The organism is Methylobacterium sp. FW306-05-D, from assembly GCF_058782155.1.
In genome coordinates this window covers 1-17,383 of sequence record NZ_JBYSXL010000025.1, presented here as the reverse complement: position 1 = coordinate 17,383, position 17,383 = coordinate 1, and the positions used below count along the sequence as shown (strand labels likewise).

21 protein-coding genes are annotated in these 17,383 nt (G+C 68.7%); 9 read left to right on the top strand and 12 right to left on the bottom strand.

Going from position 1 to position 17,383, the window contains the following annotated elements:
- Positions 1-19 precede the first annotated feature (19 nt).
- A complete protein-coding gene (gene croR, locus AC3WLN_RS11040) occupies positions 20-499 on the bottom strand; it encodes a 3-hydroxybutyryl-CoA dehydratase (protein WP_055949554.1) in 480 nt (159 codons plus the stop codon).
- 227 nt (positions 500-726) lie between these two features.
- Between croR and AC3WLN_RS11035 the strand changes: the two genes are divergently transcribed.
- Genes AC3WLN_RS11035 through AC3WLN_RS11025 form a run of 3 tightly spaced genes read left to right on the top strand, consistent with a single transcriptional unit; the run spans position 727 to position 2,490 of the window.
- Complete coding sequence (locus AC3WLN_RS11035) at positions 727-1,347, top strand: cation efflux transmembrane domain-containing protein (RefSeq protein ID WP_492481190.1); 621 nt, start codon at positions 727-729, stop codon at positions 1,345-1,347.
- 18 nt (positions 1,348-1,365) lie between these two features.
- Positions 1,366-2,211, top strand: coding sequence for a metallophosphoesterase (locus AC3WLN_RS11030; protein ID WP_492481188.1), 846 nt, complete (start codon positions 1,366-1,368; stop codon positions 2,209-2,211).
- Positions 2,212-2,268: 57 nt separating this feature from the next.
- Positions 2,269-2,490 carry a hypothetical protein gene (locus AC3WLN_RS11025; protein ID WP_492481186.1) on the top strand — a complete coding sequence of 74 codons (222 nt, stop codon included), beginning with the start codon at positions 2,269-2,271 and terminating at the stop codon, positions 2,488-2,490.
- A 25-nt stretch (positions 2,491-2,515) separates the two neighbouring features.
- Here AC3WLN_RS11025 and AC3WLN_RS11020 read toward each other — a convergent pair whose 3' ends face one another.
- Positions 2,516-2,893, bottom strand: coding sequence for a 4a-hydroxytetrahydrobiopterin dehydratase (locus AC3WLN_RS11020; RefSeq protein ID WP_056469000.1), 378 nt, complete (start codon positions 2,891-2,893; stop codon positions 2,516-2,518).
- 261 nt (positions 2,894-3,154) lie between these two features.
- On the opposite strand from AC3WLN_RS11020, the gene AC3WLN_RS11015 reads away from it, so the two are divergent.
- From AC3WLN_RS11015 to xoxJ, 6 genes are all read left to right on the top strand, one after another.
- Positions 3,155-4,147 carry an ABC transporter substrate-binding protein gene (locus AC3WLN_RS11015; RefSeq protein ID WP_492481184.1) on the top strand — a complete coding sequence of 331 codons (993 nt, stop codon included), beginning with the start codon at positions 3,155-3,157 and terminating at the stop codon, positions 4,145-4,147.
- Positions 4,148-4,185: 38 nt separating this feature from the next.
- Entirely contained in the window at positions 4,186-4,923 is a 738-nt protein-coding gene (locus tag AC3WLN_RS11010; protein WP_463777035.1) for an ABC transporter permease, read from the top strand.
- Positions 4,904-5,668, top strand: a complete 765-nt coding sequence (locus AC3WLN_RS11005) for an ABC transporter ATP-binding protein (protein WP_492481182.1) — start codon at positions 4,904-4,906, stop codon at positions 5,666-5,668. Before AC3WLN_RS11010 ends, AC3WLN_RS11005 begins: the two co-directional genes overlap by 20 nt.
- A gap of 661 nt (positions 5,669-6,329) precedes the next feature.
- The gene (gene xoxF5 / locus AC3WLN_RS11000; RefSeq protein WP_492481180.1) at positions 6,330-8,132 is read left to right on the top strand and encodes a lanthanide-dependent methanol dehydrogenase XoxF5; all 1,803 of its coding nucleotides are present in this window, start codon (positions 6,330-6,332) and stop codon (positions 8,130-8,132) included.
- Between the two features lie 134 nt (positions 8,133-8,266).
- Positions 8,267-8,872: a c-type cytochrome, methanol metabolism-related gene (locus AC3WLN_RS10995; protein WP_492481250.1), complete on the top strand. Its 606-nt coding sequence runs from the start codon at positions 8,267-8,269 to the stop codon at positions 8,870-8,872.
- Positions 8,872-9,726 carry a rare earth element methanol dehydrogenase accessory protein XoxJ gene (xoxJ, locus tag AC3WLN_RS10990; RefSeq protein WP_492481178.1) on the top strand — a complete coding sequence of 285 codons (855 nt, stop codon included), beginning with the start codon at positions 8,872-8,874 and terminating at the stop codon, positions 9,724-9,726. The genes AC3WLN_RS10995 and xoxJ overlap by 1 nt, the downstream gene beginning before the upstream one ends.
- Before the next feature lie 285 nt (positions 9,727-10,011).
- On the opposite strand, the gene folK is transcribed toward xoxJ, so the two are convergent.
- The 10 genes from folK to AC3WLN_RS10940 all read right to left on the bottom strand — a co-directional run bounded on the left by folK (position 10,012) and on the right by AC3WLN_RS10940 (position 17,306).
- Complete coding sequence (gene folK, locus AC3WLN_RS10985; RefSeq protein WP_492481176.1) at positions 10,012-10,503, bottom strand: 2-amino-4-hydroxy-6-hydroxymethyldihydropteridine diphosphokinase; 492 nt, start codon at positions 10,501-10,503, stop codon at positions 10,012-10,014.
- On the bottom strand, positions 10,500-10,874 hold the full coding sequence (gene folB / locus AC3WLN_RS10980) for a dihydroneopterin aldolase (RefSeq protein ID WP_492481174.1): 375 nt from the start codon (positions 10,872-10,874) through the stop codon (positions 10,500-10,502). Before folB ends, folK begins: the two co-directional genes overlap by 4 nt.
- Positions 10,871-11,644 (bottom strand): dihydropteroate synthase, encoded by a 774-nt coding sequence (gene folP / locus AC3WLN_RS10975; protein ID WP_492481248.1) that lies wholly within the window; start codon positions 11,642-11,644, stop codon positions 10,871-10,873. The genes folB and folP overlap by 4 nt, the downstream gene beginning before the upstream one ends.
- A 244-nt stretch (positions 11,645-11,888) precedes the next feature.
- Positions 11,889-12,269, bottom strand: a complete 381-nt coding sequence (locus AC3WLN_RS10970) for a hypothetical protein (protein ID WP_492481172.1) — start codon at positions 12,267-12,269, stop codon at positions 11,889-11,891.
- On the bottom strand, positions 12,250-12,975 hold the full coding sequence (locus tag AC3WLN_RS10965; protein ID WP_492481170.1) for a hypothetical protein: 726 nt from the start codon (positions 12,973-12,975) through the stop codon (positions 12,250-12,252). The genes AC3WLN_RS10970 and AC3WLN_RS10965 overlap by 20 nt, the downstream gene beginning before the upstream one ends.
- On the bottom strand, positions 12,972-14,129 hold the full coding sequence (gene pqqE, locus AC3WLN_RS10960; protein ID WP_492481169.1) for a pyrroloquinoline quinone biosynthesis protein PqqE: 1,158 nt from the start codon (positions 14,127-14,129) through the stop codon (positions 12,972-12,974). The genes AC3WLN_RS10965 and pqqE overlap by 4 nt, the downstream gene beginning before the upstream one ends.
- Positions 14,126-15,223, bottom strand: coding sequence for a pyrroloquinoline-quinone synthase PqqC (gene pqqC, locus AC3WLN_RS10955; protein WP_492481167.1), 1,098 nt, complete (start codon positions 15,221-15,223; stop codon positions 14,126-14,128). Before pqqC ends, pqqE begins: the two co-directional genes overlap by 4 nt.
- A gap of 143 nt (positions 15,224-15,366) precedes the next feature.
- Entirely contained in the window at positions 15,367-16,269 is a 903-nt protein-coding gene (pqqB, locus tag AC3WLN_RS10950; protein ID WP_492481165.1) for a pyrroloquinoline quinone biosynthesis protein PqqB, read from the bottom strand.
- Between the two features lie 43 nt (positions 16,270-16,312).
- Positions 16,313-16,402 (bottom strand): pyrroloquinoline quinone precursor peptide PqqA, encoded by a 90-nt coding sequence (gene pqqA / locus AC3WLN_RS10945; protein ID WP_055889187.1) that lies wholly within the window; start codon positions 16,400-16,402, stop codon positions 16,313-16,315.
- Between the two features lie 199 nt (positions 16,403-16,601).
- Positions 16,602-17,306, bottom strand: a complete 705-nt coding sequence (locus AC3WLN_RS10940; protein WP_463777071.1) for a response regulator transcription factor — start codon at positions 17,304-17,306, stop codon at positions 16,602-16,604.
- Positions 17,307-17,383: the final 77 nt, after the last annotated feature.

The following is a 17,383-nucleotide window of genomic DNA, read 5'->3' as shown; positions in this document are numbered from 1 at the left end:
AGCTGCGGCCAAGGCGGCGTCAGGCGCTCGCCGGACGCCCGCCCATGCGCACCGCGAGGGGATCGGCCTCGGCCTTGGTCGGCACCTTCACCAGGGCCTCGCCGTCGAGGACGACCTCGCCCGCCACCGAGCAGGTGCATTTCAGGCGGGCCCGGCGGCGCTCCGGGACCAGTTCGGCCACCTCGACGGTGACCTCGACCGTGTCGCCGATGCGGACCGGCGCGCGGAAGTTCAGGGTCTGGCTGATGTAGACCGCGCCGGGGCCGGGCAGGCGGGTGCCGAGCACCGCCGAGATCAGGCCGGCGGTGTAGAGGCCGTGGGCGATCCGGGTCCCGAAGGGCGTCCGCGCCGCGAAGTGCTCGGACAGGTGGATCGGGTTGCGGTCGCCGGTGATCTCCGCGAAGCCCACCACGTCGGAAGAGGCGATGACCTTGTTCAGCGTCTCGGACAGGCCGACTTCGAGATCCTCGAAGTACAGGACGCGCAGTTCGGGCATCATCGGCGGTTTCCCCTGACTTTGGTGGTTGGCACGCGGGTCTCGTGCGGCTTGGCCTTTCGCCTCGCACAGGCGGCGGGCCAAATCCAGTATCTGGTGCCCGAAAAGCATCGGCCCGGATCTTGAGCCTCGACAGCCGGAGGCATCTCGCGCCATGGAGCCCCTCGTCGCGAGGTGCCGGGCCCGGGTCCGGTCCGATCCCCCGCCCCCGTCAGGTCGAGACGCCGCCTTTGTCCGCCACGCCCACCCCGTCCGCCACCCTGCGCCCGGTGGTCGCCCGCGTCGCCGGGCTCAACCTCGCCTATTTCGGCATCGAGATCAGCGTCGCCCTGGCGATCGGTTCGCTGGCGCTGATCGCCGACAGCCTCGACTTCCTCGAGGACGCGGCGATCAACCTGCTGATCTTCACCGGCATCGGCTGGAGCGTGCGCAACCGGGCCCGGCTCGGCGCCGTCCTCGCCGTCATCCTGCTCCTGCCGGCTCTCGCCACCGCCTACGCCGCCTGGATCAAGTTCGCCACGATGGCGCCGCCGGCCCCGCTGCCCCTGACGCTCACGGGCCTCGGGGCGCTGGCGGTCAACCTCGCCTGCGCGGCGATGCTGGCCCGCCACCGCTCGGGGGGCGGCAGCCTGACCCGGGCGGCCTATCTCTCGGCCCGCAACGACGCCTTCGCCAACCTCGCGATCATCGCCGCCGGCCTCGCCACCGCCCTGACCCTGTCGGCCTGGCCCGACCTCATCGCGGCGGCCGGCATCGCCGTCCTCAACGCGGATTCGGCGGGCGACATCCTGAAGGCCGCGCGGGCCGAGTGGCGCGCGGCGAAGGCCGCGTCCGAGAATCCAATCTCCTGAGAGGCGTCGAACCCCGTCATGCGCCTGTTTCCCATCTCCGACCTGCACCTGGAGCGCCGTCGCCTCGACGTCATCCCGCGCCCGCGCCAGCCCTTCGACGTACTGGTCTGCCCGGGCGACCTGCACGAGGGCCGGCCCGAATCGGGCCTCGCGGCCCTGATGACGCTGGCGCAGGGGCACCCGATCGTGCTCGTGCCGGGCAATCACGAACACTACGCGCCGACCGGCGACGGGCGCACGGCCCCCGAGCTCATCGCCGCCCTGGAGGCCGAGGTCCTTCGCCTGAACGGGGAGGGGGCGCAGATCCACCTGCTCCAGCGGGGGGCGACCGTGGTCCTCGACGGCGTCCGCTTCGTCGGGACGACCCTGTGGAGCGACTGGTCGCTGGCCGGGCGCTGGCTCGACGGTCGGGTGGCCGATCCGCCGGAGGACCCGGTCGCCTACGCGGCCGCGCGGATGACCGACCCGGTCACCGGTTCGCGCGAGTACCGCGGCTCGATCCGCAACGGCGACGGCACGATCTGGACGCCCGCCGACGCGATGGCGGCCCACGAGCGGGAGCGCGCCCTGCTGGCGGCAGCCCTGGCCGAGCCCCATGACGGACCGACCGTCTGCGTCACCCATCACCCGGCGAGCCCGCGCGCGGCCGATGCGTTCCGGGAGACCCCCGGCGTGCCCTGGTGGGTCCCGGCCTTCTACGCAACCACCGTCCTGGAGGACCTACCGGCGGCGGACCGGCCCGACCTCTGGGTCTCGGGCCACTTCCATGCCGGGCACGACATGCGGATCGGGGAGACCCGCTGGGTCGCCAACCCGGTCGAGGGGCGGGACTTCTCCACTGATCACATTCTCACGATCGGTTGAGACCGGACGCCGCCCGGCCGCGTACCTGTCCGGCATCGCATCGCCGGAGCTCACCCCATGAACGCCTTCATCGCCGTGGTCCTCGTCTGCGCCAACGGGATCCCGATCGAGGCCTGCACCGACGAGAAGGCCAGCGAAGTCCGCAAGGTCCGCGTCGCCAACGAACTCGGCTGCACCAATGGCTGGCAGGAGATCATCGCCCGCACGGACCTGCGGGACGAGGTCGGCAAGACGAGCTACCTCAAGACCGAGTGCCGCCGGGTGAAGCAGGCCGACTGAGCCGGCCGCTCCCCGGCTCGTCGGATTACCTGTCGTACTTGATGTAGGCGAAGCGCGGATCGGTGGGGGTGCCCTCCAGCGCGCCGCCTTCGGTGCCGGGCTGCCAGCCGACCACCTCCTCGATCTTGGCGGCCAGCGCGAAGTCCTTCTCGGTGATGCCCTTGGCGGCGTGGTTGGTCAGGCGCACCTCGACCCAGGCGTAGGAGGCGGTGATGTCCGGATGGTGCCAGGCGGCCTCGGCGAGATGGCCCACGGTGTTGATCACCATGAGCGTGCCCTTCCAGCCCGCGGTCTTGTAGGTGCGGCGGATCCAGCCCTCCTCCAGGCGCCAGGCCGGGAGTTCGCGCGCAAGGCGCTCCGTGACGGTGGCGTCGTCGATCACGTCGTCCCGCGTGCCGGCCATGGTTCCAAGCTCCCTCGAACAAGTATCGTGGCCAAATCTCTGCGCCGGGGCCCGGTTGCACGCAAGGGATCGCGCCGGCTCGGCGAGGGCTCGCGGCAGATTCGCAAGGGTTTGCCGGTTCGGGGGCGACCATCCGCCCGGCGGACTTGCCAATTCGTCCTGTGGACGCCCTGTGCCCGACCTCCTATGAAGACTGCCAACCAACGCCGGCCTTCGCGGGACAACCCGAGCGTTCGACTTCGAATCCAGGGAGAGTCCCTCATGCTGTCACGGCGCGGATTGCTCGCGACAGCGGCATTGTTGCCTCTGCCATGGAGCCTCGCCCGGCCTGCGCGGGCGGCGGGGCCGGCGTTCCGGGTGGGCAGCCTGCCCTTCGGCACGGTCTCCTGGGAGGCGGCGGTGATCAAGGCGCGCGGGCTCGACAGCGCCAACGGCTTCACCCTCGACGTGGTCAAGCTCGCCGGCAACGATGCCGCGCGGATCGCCTTCCTGGGCGGCCAGGTCGACACCATCGTGGGCGATCTGCTCTGGGCCGCCCGGCTCGGCAACGAGGGCCGCGCGATCCGGTTCTTCCCCTACTCGACCACCGAGGGCTCCCTGATGGTGCCGGGCGAGAGCCCGATCCGGACGCTGGCCGACCTCAAGGGCAAGCGCCTGGGCGTCGCCGGCGGCCCCCTCGACAAGAACTGGCTCCTGCTTAAGGCCCAGGCCCGCGACACCGCCGGCATCGACCTTGAGACCCAGGCCACCATCGCCTTCGGCGCGCCGCCGCTCCTGGCACTCAAGCTGGAGCAGGGCGAACTCGATGCCGGGCTGCTGTACTGGACCTACTGCGCGCGCCTAGAGCCCAAGGGCTTCCGCCGCCTGATCGGTTCGGACGACATCATGCGCGCGTTCGGCGCCACCGGATCGATGGCCCTGATCGGCTACCTCCTCGACGATGCCACCGTGAAGGACAAGGGCGAGGCGGTGGTCGGCTTCGCCCGCGCCTCCAAGGCCGCCAAGGACATCCTCGCCAACGACCCCGCCGCCTGGGACGTGGTTCGCCCGCTGATGGCGGCCGAGGACGAGGCGACCTTCCAGGCCCTGAAGCGCGACTTCCTCGCCGGAATCCCGCGCCGCCCCCTCGCCACGGAGCGCAGCGACGGCGAGAAGCTGTTCACCGTCATGGCCCGCCTCGGCGGCGAGCGCCTGGTCGGGGCCGGCACGACGCTCCCCGCCGGCCTCTACTTCGACGGTACCGGCAATGGTTGAGGCCGCCTCGCGCGCCGCGACCTCGACGCCCTGACCCCATGGGCTTTGCCACCCGCCTCGCCTCCGTGCTGGTCCTCCTCGCGGGGTGGCAGGTCGCGGCCTCCGCCGCCGGCTCGCGGCTGCTGCCCGCGCCGCTGGCAATCGTCGACTTCCTCGCGCGCGAATCCGCCACCGGCGACCTGTGGTGGAACGTCGGCATCACCCTGTCGCGAGTCGGGATCTCCTTCTTCCTGGCGATGACCCTCGGGGTGCTCCTCGGCATCGCCCTCGGCCGCTCGCGCCGGCTGAACCTCGTCCTCGACACCCCCCTGCTCATCCTCCTCAACACGCCAGCCCTGGTGATCACGGTGCTGGCCTACATCTGGGTCGGCCTCAACGAGGCGGCCGCCATCGTCGCCGTGGTGCTGAACAAGCTGCCGAACGTCGCCGTGATCCTGCGCGAGGGCGCCCGCGGACTCGATCCGCAACTCGAGGAGATGGCGCGCAGCTACCGCTTCGACCGGCGGACCTGGATCGCCCATGTGCTGATCCCGCAACTGCAACCCTTCGCGGTGGCGGCCGCGCGCTCGGGGCTGTCGCTCGCCTGGAAGATCGTGTTGGTGATCGAACTGCTCGGCCGACCCAACGGCGTCGGCTTCGCGATCAACTACTACTTCGTCCAGAGCCTGAACGTGGCGGCCATCGTCGGCTACAGCATCGTGTTCATGAGCGTGATGATCGCCATCGACATCCTCATCCTGCAACGGCTCGAAGCCTATGTCCGACGCTGGCGCTGAGAGTGGACTCGCGTCCGGCGGGACGGCCCTCCGGGTCGCGATCGTCCGGAAGGTCTATGGCGGGGCCGGCCCCGAGCCGGTCGAGGCCGTACGTGATCTCGCCTTCTCGATCATCGGCGGGAAGATCACCTGCCTGATCGGCCCGTCCGGGGCCGGCAAGACCACCACCCTGCGCATCCTCCTCGGCCTCGATCCCGATTATGAAGGCAGCGTCACCCCGCCGCCCGATCAGGCCAGCATCGCCATGGCGTTCCAGGAGCCGCGCCTGCTGCCCTGGCGCACCGTCGAGCAGAACGTGCGCCTCGCCCTGCCGCGGACCGAGCGGCGGCAGGACCTCGACGTCCTGTTCGAGTCCCTCGGGCTGGCACCCTGGCGCGGGCGCTATCCGGGCGCGCTATCCCTCGGCATGGCCCGGCGGGTCTCCCTCGCCCGGGCGCTGGCCCAGAAGCCGCGCATCCTGATCCTCGACGAGCCCTTCGTCTCCCTCGACGACAACGCGGCGGCGGCCCTGCGCGGCCTGGTGGTCGCGGCGGTGGGGACTTCGGGGATGGGCGTCCTGATGGTGACCCACAACGTCGCCGAGGCCCTGGAGATCGCCGACCGTTTGCTCCTGGTCTCGGCCCGCCCGGCGAGCCTCCTCGGGACCATCACCCTCGACCGGCCCCGCGGGCAGCGCGACCGCACCTGGGTGGAAGCGAACCGCGCCGACCTCGCCGCACGGTTTCCTGGTGTGATCGCCGTCTGATTCGATCCCGCGCCCGACCGACCGTGGGATTTCCCCATCTCTTCCGGAACCAGATGCGGCGAGACCGCGCATCGGATCACGCGCACACCCCGTCGATCGGCAGGAACGCGGATCTGCCAACGCGAACGCCCGACGCATGATTTTTTGCATTATATTGCATGCATTGCATTTTATATCATGCTAATCCGTCAATCCGGGGTACGATGAGACAGCGGCGCGCCACGGAGGACATGCCCGTTGCGGTCAAGCTAGCGCGACATGCGTCGACCGCATGAAGACCCGGCAAAGTCCTATAAAACACTTTATCTTACCGTTTTGAGATATTGCGCCGCACAATCCAATGGTGCGTAGCGTGAGCCCTCCTGAGCGAAGCTGGATCGCTCACGACGACTTGTGCGAAGCCTGGATGCACGGCGCGCAAGCGTGTTGACGCCGCCCGAATTTTTCTTAGAGTTCGTTCAAGCTTCGGTTTCGAGGGGCGCCGCAAAGGGATAGCGGCCCCTGACCGCACAGACCCCGCTCAAACCTTTTATGGTTTGGTGATCAGGGTTTGGCGTCCGCTACCGAGGCGAACCTATCCCTGTCGCAAACAGTCAGATCACGGCGTGATCCTGCAGCTTCTGCTGCATGATGACGGCTGGAAGATCTGTCGGAGGAATCCATGAGAGCGGTACATCTTCTCGCACTCGGCGCCGGCATGGTCGCTTCGACCACGGCGTTCGCCAACGAAGACGTCCTGAAGCGCACGGCCAACCCGGCCGAGCAGGTCCTTCAGACCGTCGACTACGCCAACACGCGCTATTCGAAGCTCGACCAGATCAACGCCAGCAACGTCAAGCAGCTCCAGGTGGCCTGGACCTTCTCGACCGGCGTGCTGCGCGGCCACGAGGGCTCCCCGCTCGTCGTCGGCAACATGATGTACGTGCACACCCCCTTCCCGAACATCGTCTACGCCCTCGACCTCGACAAGGACGGCGTGATCGCCTGGAAGTACGAGCCCAAGCAGGACCCGTCGGTCATCCCGGTGATGTGCTGTGACACGGTCAACCGTGGTCTCGCCTACGCCGATGGCGCCATCATCCTGCACCAGGCCGACACCACGGTCGTCTCGCTCGACGCCAAGACCGGCAAGGTGAACTGGTCCGTCGTCAACGGCGACCCCAAGAAGGGTGAGACCAACACCGCCACCGTTCTCCCGGTGAAGGACAAGATCATCGTCGGCATCTCCGGCGGCGAGTTCGGCGTGAACTGCCACGTCACCGCCTACGACGCCAAGACGGGCAAGAAGGTGTGGCGCGGCCACTCCCAGGGCCCCGACGCCGACATGATCATGGACCCCGAGAAGACCACCTCGCTCGGCAAGCCGGTCGGCAAGGACTCCTCGCTGAAGACCTGGGAAGGCGATCAGTGGAAGACCGGCGGCGGCTGCACCTGGGGCTGGTTCTCCTACGATCCCAAGCTCGACCTGATGTACTACGGCTCGGGCAACCCCTCGACCTGGAACCCCAAGCAGCGTCCGGGCGACAACAAGTGGTCCATGACCATCTGGGCGCGTAACCCCGACACGGGTGCCGCCAAGTGGGTCTACCAGATGACCCCTCACGACGAGTGGGACTACGACGGCATCAACGAGATGATCCTCACGGATCAGAAGGTTGACGGCAAGGAGCGTCCGCTCCTGACCCACTTCGACCGTAACGGCTTCGGCTACACTCTCGATCGCGCCACCGGCGAGCTCCTGGTCGCCGAGAAGTACGATCCGGTCGTGAACTGGGCCTCCAAGGTCGACATGGACAAGGGCTCCAAGAACTACGGCCGCCCGCTCGTCCAGGCCAAGTACTCCACCGAGCAGAACGGTGAGGACACCAACTCCAAGGGCATCTGCCCCGCGGCGCTGGGTTCGAAGGATCAGCAGCCTGCTGCTTACTCCCCGAAGACCAACCTGTTCTACGTGCCCACCAACCACGTCTGCATGGACTACGAGCCGTTCCGGGTCTCCTACACCCCCGGCCAGCCCTACGTCGGTGCGACCCTGGCCATGTACCCGGCCCCCAACAGCCACGGCGGCATGGGTAACTTCATCGCCTGGGACGGCGTGAACGGTAAGATCAAGTGGTCGAACGCCGAGCAGTTCTCGGTGTGGTCGGGCGCCCTCGCCACCGCCGGTGACGTGGTGTTCTACGGCACCCTGGAAGGCTACCTGAAGGCTGTCGACTCCAAGACGGGCAAGGAACTCTACAAGTTCAAGACCCCGTCGGGCATCATCGGCAACGTGATGACCTACAGCCATAAGGGCAAGCAGTACGTCGGCATCCTGTCGGGTGTCGGTGGCTGGGCTGGCATCGGCCTCGCGGCCGGCCTGACCGACCCGAACGCCGGTCTCGGCGCGGTGGGTGGCTACGCTGCCCTCTCGAACTACACCAACCTCGGTGGTCAGCTGACCGTCTTCTCGCTGCCGAACTAATCGGTCGCACGTTACGGTAAGGCCTTGGGTGCCGGCGCGGGTTTCCGCGCGGGCACCTTTATGATTAGAGTTGGAAGAACAAGATGTGAAACACGCGGCCGGTGGCCGACGTGGTGTTCCTGGGAGAAACGTCGTTGCATATCATTAGCAAAGCCGCCATCCGTCCTCTCGTGGCGGCCCTCGCCCTTGCGTCCATCTCGACCCTCGCCGTCCAGGCCCAGGATGCGAAGAAGGCTGATCCGGCACTCGCCAATCAGCTGGACCCGAATGCTCCGGAGAAGGACGCCAAGCTGATCGACAAGTTCGCGGCCGTGAAGGTCGAGGACGGAAAGTATCAGGACGCCGAGGGCCACCCGACCTTCCACATCACCAACGATGGCAAGAAGTTCGACTGGTACGCCTACTCGGGCTACCGCCGCTATCACGCCGAGTGCCACGTCTGCCACGGCCCCGATGCCATGGGTTCGACCTACGCGCCGGCCCTGAAGGACTCCCTCAAGACGATCGGCTACGAGGAGTTCATCGGCATTCTCGCCGGCGGCAAGCGCGACACGCAGGCAGGCCAGGAGAAGGTCATGCCGGCCTTCGGCGACAATAAGAATGTCATGTGCTACGCGGACGACCTGTACGTGTACCTGAAGGCTCGTGCGTCCGGCGCCATGCCGCGCATCCGGCCGAGTGACAAGGAAGAGAAGCCCGAGGCTGCCAAGACGGCCGAGAAGGAGTGCCTGGGCGGCTGATGACGCATCCAGGCTCACGGACGAGCCTCGCGCTCGCGCTCCTGCTGCTCGCGGCAGGGGCGCGACCGGCGCTGGCCCAATCGCTGCCGGACCTCGTCACGACGGACACCCTGCGTGTCTGCGGCGATCCCGGCAACATGCCGTTCTCCGAACGCAAGGAGGATGGCTTCGAGAACAGGATCGCGGCGATCATCGCCGACGAGCTCAAGGTCAAGATTCGCTATTATTGGCTGACGCAGGGGCCCGGCTTCGTCCGCAACACCCTCGGCACCGGCCTGTGTGACATCATCATCGGATCGGCCGCTGGCGGCGAGCTCGTCCAGCACTCGAACCCCTATTACCGCTCCGCCTACACGCTGGTCACCCGTACGGGCGAGTTCGACGGCGTCACGCGTCTCGACGATCCCAAGCTCAAGGGCAAGTCGATCGGCGTCATCGGCGGCACGCCACCGGTCAACCGGATGGGCGAGGTGGGCCTCGTCAGTACGATGAAGGCCTACGCGCCCTACCAGCTCGATCCGGCCCGCAAGCATCAGACCGTCTCGGCCGAGGTCATCGCGGATCTGGCCGAGAAACGCATCGACGCGGCGATCCTCTGGGGTCCGGCCGCCGGCTGGCTCGCCAAGCAGAGCGGCGTGCCGATGACGGTCACACCGCTGCTGCAGGAGCCCGATCGCCCGCCGCTCACCTTCCGGATCGCCCTCGGGGTCCGGCTGGAGGAGAATGACTGGAAGCGCACCCTCAACACGATCCTGCGCAAGCGCCGCGCCGACATCGAGCGGGTGCTGCGCGACTACGATGTGCCGCTGCTGGAGGAAGAGGGCAACAAGCTCCTCGACGCTCCGGCCCCCTGAAACGGAAGGCGGCGGATCGGTTCCGCCGCCATCGTGTGTCCGAGCCGCGAGCCTGCGCAGCGTCCCCCCGGCTCGCTGAGGCCTCCTCTGCGACGTCGGCGCGGGCCGGCAGCGGCGCGCACGAGGGCCGCACGTCTCGCGTCGACCTCCCGGATCCATGGTCTGCACGACGGCCCGTACTGATTCGGCAACCTGCACCGCCTTCCTCCCGGGGATCGACGGCTACGTTGGCGCAAGAGACGCAGAGCGGGTCGCGACCTGAGCGGGATCGAGATCCGATCCTGATCAGACCCGCTCGATGCCAGCCGCGTCGAGCTTGGCCAAGGCCTCGGTGACCGTCTCCGGGCCGATGCGCAGGTCCGGAGCGATCTCGGCCAAGGGCACCAGCACGAAGGCGCGCTCGCGCACGAAGCGGTGCGGAAGCACGAGGCGCGCATCCGAGATCGCCGCGCCCTCGTAGGACAAGACGTCGATGTCGATCACCCGCGGCCCCCAGCGGCGCTCGCGCACCCGGCCCATGGCGGCCTCGATGGCGAGGCCCGCCTCCAGGAGGTCATGGGGGGTCAGGCTGGTCTCGATCCCGACGGCGGCGTTGAGGAACCAGTCCTGGTCGGTGTCGCCCCAGGGCGGGGTCCGGTAGTCGGACGAGCGCGCGGTGATGTGGATGCCCGGCGTGGCGGCCAACCGCGCCACCGCGTCCGCGAGGGTCGCGGCCTTGTCGCCGATGTTGCTGCCGAGGCCGAGATAGGCTGCATGAAGCCCCGATGCCGCGTTCATCGGGCCGTCTCGCGGGCGCGCACGATCTCGATGGCGACGCCGTCGATCACCGCCGGCACCGGCGCGCTCGGCTTGTCCACCCGCACCCGGATCTCGGTGATGAGTGGGTGCCGCGCGAGAATCTCGCCCGCGATGGCCTCGGCCAGGGCTTCGATCAGGGCGAAGCGCCGCTGCGTGGCGATCCGGGTCACGATCTCGGTGAGATCGGCATAGCTCACGGTGCGGGCGACGTCGTCGGAGCGCCCGGCCGCCGCGAGGTCGAGCCGGACGTCGAGGGAGACGTAGAAGCGCTGGCCCAGCCGGGCCTCCTCCGGCAGGAGGCCGTGGAAGGCGAAGACGGCGATGCGGTCGACGAGGATGCGGTCGCTCATACAGCGTGTCCCATCACGGCGTCGACCACCCGGAGCGCGTCCACGTGCGGACGAACATCGTGGACCCGCACGATCTGCGCCCCGAGCGTGGCGGCGAGCACATGACTGCCGATGGAGCCGAACAGGCGGTCCACAGGCTTGGTCTCGGCGTCGTGCAGGCGCCCGAGGAGCGATTTTCGCGAGACGCCGACGAGGACGGGAAAACCCAGGGCGACGATCTCGGGCAGGCGCCGCAGGGCTTCGAGGTGCTGGGCCCAGCTCTTGCCGAAGCCGATCCCGGGGTCGAGCACGATGTCGCCATCGCGCAGACCGGCGGCCCGCGCGATGGCGAGCGAGCGCTCGAAGAAGCGCAGCATGTCGGCGACGATGTCGATGGCCGGATCGATGGTCTCGCGGTTGTGCATGATCATCACCGGCGCGCCATGGTCGGCCGCCACCCGGGCGATATCGGGCTCGCGCTGGAGGCCCCAGACGTCGTTCACGATGCGGGCGCCGGCCTCCAGCGCCGCCTGCGCGGTCGAGGCCTTGTAGGTGTCCACCGAGATCGGGACGGGCAGGCGCGGGGCGAGGTCGCGGATCACCGGCAGGATGCGGGCCTGCTCCTCCTCCGCCGAGACCGGCACGTGGCCGGGGCGGGTGGATTCGCCGCCGATATCCACCAGGGCCGCGCCCTCCGCCACGAGGGTCTCGGCCTGCGCGCGGGCAGGATCGAGATCGGCGAAGCGGCCGCCATCCGAGAAGGAATCGGGCGTGACGTTGAGGATGCCCATCACGAGCACGCGCCGTCCGAGATCGGGCAGGAGCGACGTCAGCGGGGACGGCAGGTCTGGGGGCACGGGATTGCTCGGGTTCGAAGGCGGGCGCGTCCGGGGCGCGTCCTCGGCCGGGATGCCGCTGTCTTTGAACGCAATGCCGGGTCTGAGCAACGCCCATGCCGGCGTCGGGGCCGAACGCGGTCCGGTCCTGCGGCGCCGCCTCGAGGCGGCGGCGTCGCGGCAAGGTCGAGGGCCCCGGTCAGGTCCCGCCGCGGTAGCAGCGGATCTCGGCCTCGGCCTGGGCGCGGCGAAGTTCAGCCACCTGGTCGTCGAAGACCTTGGTCGACTTGAACGCCGTGGTGCGCTGGCCGATGCCCTGGCGCAGGGAAAGCACGGTGCTGGCCTGGACGTACTTGTCGTAGGGCAGCAGCGAGGCGAGGGCATCCAGGGAGCAGGAGCAGCGCGACAGGGATTCGCGCGACTGGCCGTTCGCCGCCATGCAGCCGAAGATGTAATCGGCCCGGGCCTCGGTCGGGTAGTCGTTCTCGGGCTCGGCCGCCGCCGCCGTGCCGACCAGGAGAGCCGCGGCGCAGGCGCCGGCGGCGAGGCTCGGAAGCCGCTTAACCAGCGTTTGGATCATAGCTCAGATTCTCCTGGAGGAGTTCGCCACCCTCGGCGTTCTTGGAGCTCGCCTCGATCGAAACGAGCTCGCCGGGCACGGCCTCGGAGGTGACGAAGGTGTATTTCAGGTTCTCGAAGCCGCGCATGCGCTCCTTCATCTTGTCGTCGATGAAGGGCTGCGTCTCGATGCGCCAGGCGTCGACCTTCCGACCCTTGTAGTCGATCTGCGTCGGCGTCACGGTGGCGTTGTCGCGCAGGCCCTTACGGATGGCGTTCTTGATGTAGCGCGGGTTGGCCATCAGCACGCGGGCGAGGTCCATGAGGTGATGCTCCAGGAAGAGCGTCATCACGGGGTTGCCGGGCATGTCCTCGAACGGGCCGGCCGGGAAGCGGTTGGCGCCGGAGAACATCTCCACGCGGATATTGCGGTTGTCCGCGGCGTTGCCGGGTTCCACACCGAGCTTGATCGTGTCGTTCAGCGGCGGCCCGAACGGCCCCTTCGAGATGCCGCTGCGGCGCAGGTAGTCGTAGGTGAGCTTCGACCCGGGCGGAACGTTCTTCATCTGCGGCTGCTCGAAGAGCAGGTCCGAGGCGTTCGGAGGTGTCGCGGTGTTGGCCTGGGTGACGGCGGGGGTCTCGGGCGCCGGAGGCACGGCGGGCGCGGTCTGGGCGAGCGCGGGCGCGCCCGCGAGCATCACGAACGCGGCAAGGGTGACGGGCTTCAAAGCGGCGCTTCCTCATTCAGCGGCGTACGCACATTGGGCTGCACGTTACTGCCGATGGTCCGGTAGACGTAGTCCGGCGGCGTCTCGGCCGCCTCCTCGGTGGCGAGATCGCGCACCTTGGCGTGGAGCGGCGACAGGGAGCAGGCCGGGTCAGTGGCCGCCGCATCCCCGGCGAGCGCCAGGGCCTGACAGCGGCAGCCGCCCCAATCCTTCTCCCGCCGGTCGCAGGAGCGGCAGGGCTCCTTCATCCAGTCCGTGCCGCGATAGGCCGTGAAGGCCGGGGAATTCGCCCAGATGTCGCCGAGCGAATGGTCGGAGACGTACCAGAATTCGAGGTTCGGGATCGTCTCGGCGGCGTGGCAGGGCAGCACCTTGCCCTGCGGCGTCACGTTCATGAGCTTGCGGCCCCAGCCGCCGGCACAGGCCTTCGGGTACTTCGCATAGTAATCGGGCACCACGAGATCGATGACGAGCTGCCCCTTCAGGCGCTCGCGGGCGGCCTCGACGATGCGGATCGAGCGGTCGACCTCGGCCTTGTTCGGCATCAGGGCGGCGCGGTTCACGTAGGCCCAGCCGTAATACTGGGTGTGGGCGACCTCCAGGCGCTTGGCGCCGAGCTTCACGGCCAGGTCGATGAAGCCCTCGACCTCGTGGATGTTGCCCCGGTGGATCACCGAGTTCAGCGTCAGCGGCAGTCCGAGCTGTGTCACGCGCTCGGCGAAGGCGAATTTCTGCGGCTGGGCGTTCTTGAGGCCGCCGATCTTCTCGGCATTGGCCGCGTCGACGCCCTGCACCGAGAGCTGAACGTGGTCGAGGCCGGCATCGTAGAGCGCGTCGAGCTTCTGCAGGGCGCCGCCGACGCCGGAGGTGATGAGGTTGGAATACAGACCCAGTTTCGCGCAGGTCGCGGTGATCTCGACGATGTCGTTGCGCGCCGTCGGCTCGCCGCCCGAGAGGTGGACGTGCAGCACGCCCAAGGCCGCCGCCTCCGTCAGCACCCGCTGCCACGTCGCCGTGTCGAGCTCGCCCGAGCGCCGGTCGAGTTCGAGCGGGTTCGAGCAGTAGGGACAGCGCAGGGGGCAGCGATGGGTCAGCTCCGCGAGGAGCCCGACCGGAGCCGGCAGGGTGGGGGCGTTCGGCGTGATCGCGTTCATCGCTCCAGGACCCGTTTCGTGGCCAGATCGTTCAGCATCACGAGGATGTCGGCCTCGATCACGGACGCGTCGGCCGTGAACTTCTCGGCCAGCACCCCGGCGATGTCGCGCACGCTGCGCTGCCCGTCGACCAGTTCGAGCACCGCCACCGCGTTGGCGTCGAGGTCGAAGGTGCGCTCGGGCGCCAGGAGGACGTGCTGGTCGCGCACGGCGTCGTGGCGCAGGCGCACGCCGCGGGGCAGGCGCGGCACGTCGTGCGCCGTCAGGGTGCCGGTGCCGGCCGCCAGCGGTCCGGAAGCCTGGGCCACCGCCGGCTCGGGCACCAGGCCGGTGCCGGGCGTCCAGGCATCGGGCGGGATCAGGCCGGGGGCGACGTAGGCGAAGTAGAGCGCGTCGAGCTGCGTCCAGAGCACATTGCACTTGAACGTCAGCGCATCCATCGCCTGGCGCTGCAGCGCCGGCGTGGTGGCGTGCTCCTTGACGTAGGCGATGGCGAAGTCCGCGTCGCGCGGGGCCTGGGTCAGGCGCTTGTCGAAATACGCCAGCGTGTCCTTGGTGATGAAGTCGTAGTTCTTCAGCATCCCGGCGACGCGCTCCGAGATGATGGTCGGCGAGAACATCTCGGTGAGCGAGGAGGCGATCGCCTCCAGGAGCGAGCGCTCCTTCACGAAATGCACGTAGGCATCCACCGAGAACCGGGTCGCCGACAGGATGCCCTGCGTCGATTCCACGTAGGCGCGGGCAAAGCCCACGCCCTCGGCGAGCTTGAGCCAGCGCTCGATGCCGCCGTCGCCGGGCGCGTCGCCGTCATGGTCGACGATGCGCTGGCGCCAGACCCGGCGCAGCGCGGCGTCGGTCATCCGGGCGAGCACGGCGGCGTCCTTCACCGGGATCATCGCCTGGTAGTAGTAGCGGTTCAGCGCCCAGGCCCGGACCTGATCCTTGCTGAGCTTGCCGTCGTGCAGCAGGCGGTGGAACGGGTGCAGGTTGTGGTAGCGGCGCGCGCCGATGTCGCGCAGGGCCGCCTCGAGTTCCTCGGGCGAGAGCAGGCGCTGAGCCTCGTCGGTCTTCGGGGTCGGGAAGGGCGCGGTCATGGCGTGGCTCGCGGATCAGCGGGGAGCGGTTTTCGGAACTTTTCTTATCAATCGCGCCGCGCCCCGTGAAGGCCGCCGGCGTGAACAGGCAATTCAATCGGACACAATGTATGTCGTCGGCACTAAACTGCCAGATGGCCGCATCACGAAAGGGACAGCGTCAATCCGTCATGGGCCACGGTCCAGCCCGCGGCCTCGACCTGAAGGCGCTCGTCGGAGCCCTCGATCAGCACCGGGTTGGTGTTGTTGATGTGGACGAAGACGCGCCGGCCGATAGCGACATCCGCGAGGGCCGCGATGGAGCCGCCGTCCCCGGTCATCGGCACGTGCCCCATGCGCCAGCCGGTCTTGGTGCCGACGCCGGCCCGAATCATGTCGTCGTCGAGAAGCACCGTCCCGTCGAACAGCAGGGCGTCGACCCCGCCGATTCGGGCCTTCAGGTCCTCGGTCACGCGGGCGCAGCCGGGGATGTAGGCGAGGCGCCGCCCGCCGGCCTCGATCATCGCGCCCACCGTGGTCTCGGTCTCGGCGCCGATCTCCAGGGTCTCGTCCTCGAGCCACAGGGGCACCTTGCCGGGCACCGCGAACAGCGTGACGCTGAGGCCCGGCACCGGCTCGAAGGCACGGTCGAGGGCGATCGGCTCGCGGGCCACCACGCCGGCGGCCATCACGTCGAAGACCCGGTTGGCGTTGACCGACTCGAGGATGCCGGCGGTGCCGTAGAGGGTGAAGGGCTGGCCCTCGCGCAGCGTCAGCAGGCCGGCGACATGGTCGACGTCGCCGTTGGTCAGCAGCACGGCCTGGATCGGCGAGTGCCGCAGCCCGCTGCGCGGATGCATCGCCGCATTGTCGAACAGCTGCTGGCGGATATCGGGGGAGGCGTTCACCAGGAGCCAGCTTTCTCCATCGGGGGAGACGGCGATGCTCGACTGGGTCCGCGGCCTGACGCGGGTCTCGTCCGCGCGGGCGAGGGAGCAGATCGGGCAGCGGCAATTCCACTGGGGAAGGCCGCCGCCCGCGGCCGAGCCGAGGATCAGGACATGCATGGTGGAACCGACGCTGCCTTGGGACCCTCGGGTTCGACGAAACTTAGTTGAAGGTGTCGATCTCAGCCGACTCGTAGCTGGTGACTTCCATGCCGACGCAGATCTCGGAAACGATGGGGGCGGCCCAGGTCATGGTGTTTCTCCTGAAAGTTTCTTCTGAACGTCAGCAGCATCCCGATCGCCTCTAAGAAGATCGTAAGACACTGACGGCGCAGTGGTTTCTGTCGCCGCGCTGGTATCGACAATTTGGCTCGGCAGTTCAAGCGCTAAATTGCCGGTTCCTCCCATCCACCCCCGCGAATCCGCGGCCGGCGTTAACGCGGCGTGCCGGATCAGTGCCGGAAATCCTGCCCCTTGAGGTCCAGCATGAAGCCCCGGCCCCGCACCGTGACGATGACCGGGCCGCCGAGGCGGACGAAGTCCGACAGCTTGGTCCGCAGGTAACCCACGTAGACATCGACGACATTCAGCGAGAGGCCGCCCTGGCCGGCCCAGAGCTTGTCGAAGATGTCGCCCCGCGAGACCGGGTGGTTGGCGTTGTCCATCAGCAGGGCGAGGAGCTCGGCCTCGCGCGGGGTGAGGCGCGCCGTCGCATCCGCGAAGCCGACTTGCCGGATGGTCAGGTCAAGCATGAGCTTGCCGGCCGTGACGATCGAGCGCGGCGCCTCCGAGGCCTTGCGGCGCAGGAGGTGGGTCTGGAGGCGGGCGAGCAGCTCGTCGAAGACGAAGGGCTTCACGATGTAGTCATCGGCGCCGAGCGCCAGCCCCTCGGCGCGGTCGCGCACCTCGTCCCGGGCCGAGAGGAAGAGAATCGGCCCCGGATAGCCGCCCTCGCGCAGGGAGCGGCAGACGTCGTGGCCGGAGCCGTCCGGCAGGGTGATGTCGAGCACCACCGCCTCGGGCGCCTCGGCGCGGGCGGCCGCGAGGGCGTCGTCGACCCGGCCGGCGACGCCGACGGAGAAGCCCTCCGCCTCGAGCCCGCGGGCGAGCATGGCGCGGATGTCGCTGTCATCCTCGACGATCAGTACGCGCGTCATGCCACGGTCTCCTGGGTGCCCGTCGGGTGAGGCGAGGGGGGAAGGTCGGCGTCGCCGGCCGGGTCGACGACGCCCTC

Bases quoted from the DNA above. Each gene is read 5' to 3' on its own strand.
- croR (WP_055949554.1), bottom strand. From the start codon at position 499: ATGATGCCCGAACTGCGCGTCCTGTACTTCGAGGATCTCGAAGTCGGC.
- AC3WLN_RS11030 (WP_492481188.1), top strand. From the start codon at position 1,366: ATGCGCCTGTTTCCCATCTCCGACCTGCACCTGGAGCGCCGTCGCCTC.
- AC3WLN_RS11025 (WP_492481186.1), top strand. From the start codon at position 2,269: ATGAACGCCTTCATCGCCGTGGTCCTCGTCTGCGCCAACGGGATCCCG.
- AC3WLN_RS11020 (WP_056469000.1), bottom strand. From the start codon at position 2,893: ATGGCCGGCACGCGGGACGACGTGATCGACGACGCCACCGTCACGGAG.
- AC3WLN_RS11015 (WP_492481184.1), top strand. From the start codon at position 3,155: ATGCTGTCACGGCGCGGATTGCTCGCGACAGCGGCATTGTTGCCTCTG.
- AC3WLN_RS11010 (WP_463777035.1), top strand. From the start codon at position 4,186: ATGGGCTTTGCCACCCGCCTCGCCTCCGTGCTGGTCCTCCTCGCGGGG.
- AC3WLN_RS11005 (WP_492481182.1), top strand. From the start codon at position 4,904: ATGTCCGACGCTGGCGCTGAGAGTGGACTCGCGTCCGGCGGGACGGCC.
- xoxF5 (WP_492481180.1), top strand. From the start codon at position 6,330: ATGAGAGCGGTACATCTTCTCGCACTCGGCGCCGGCATGGTCGCTTCG.
- xoxJ (WP_492481178.1), top strand. From the start codon at position 8,872: ATGACGCATCCAGGCTCACGGACGAGCCTCGCGCTCGCGCTCCTGCTG.
- folK (WP_492481176.1), bottom strand. From the start codon at position 10,503: ATGAACGCGGCATCGGGGCTTCATGCAGCCTATCTCGGCCTCGGCAGC.
- folB (WP_492481174.1), bottom strand. From the start codon at position 10,874: ATGAGCGACCGCATCCTCGTCGACCGCATCGCCGTCTTCGCCTTCCAC.
- folP (WP_492481248.1), bottom strand. From the start codon at position 11,644: ATGGGCATCCTCAACGTCACGCCCGATTCCTTCTCGGATGGCGGCCGC.
- AC3WLN_RS10970 (WP_492481172.1), bottom strand. From the start codon at position 12,269: ATGATCCAAACGCTGGTTAAGCGGCTTCCGAGCCTCGCCGCCGGCGCC.
- pqqE (WP_492481169.1), bottom strand. From the start codon at position 14,129: ATGAACGCGATCACGCCGAACGCCCCCACCCTGCCGGCTCCGGTCGGG.
- pqqC (WP_492481167.1), bottom strand. From the start codon at position 15,223: ATGACCGCGCCCTTCCCGACCCCGAAGACCGACGAGGCTCAGCGCCTG.
- pqqB (WP_492481165.1), bottom strand. From the start codon at position 16,269: ATGCATGTCCTGATCCTCGGCTCGGCCGCGGGCGGCGGCCTTCCCCAG.
- pqqA (WP_055889187.1), bottom strand. From the start codon at position 16,402: ATGACCTGGGCCGCCCCCATCGTTTCCGAGATCTGCGTCGGCATGGAA.
- AC3WLN_RS10940 (WP_463777071.1), bottom strand. From the start codon at position 17,306: ATGACGCGCGTACTGATCGTCGAGGATGACAGCGACATCCGCGCCATG.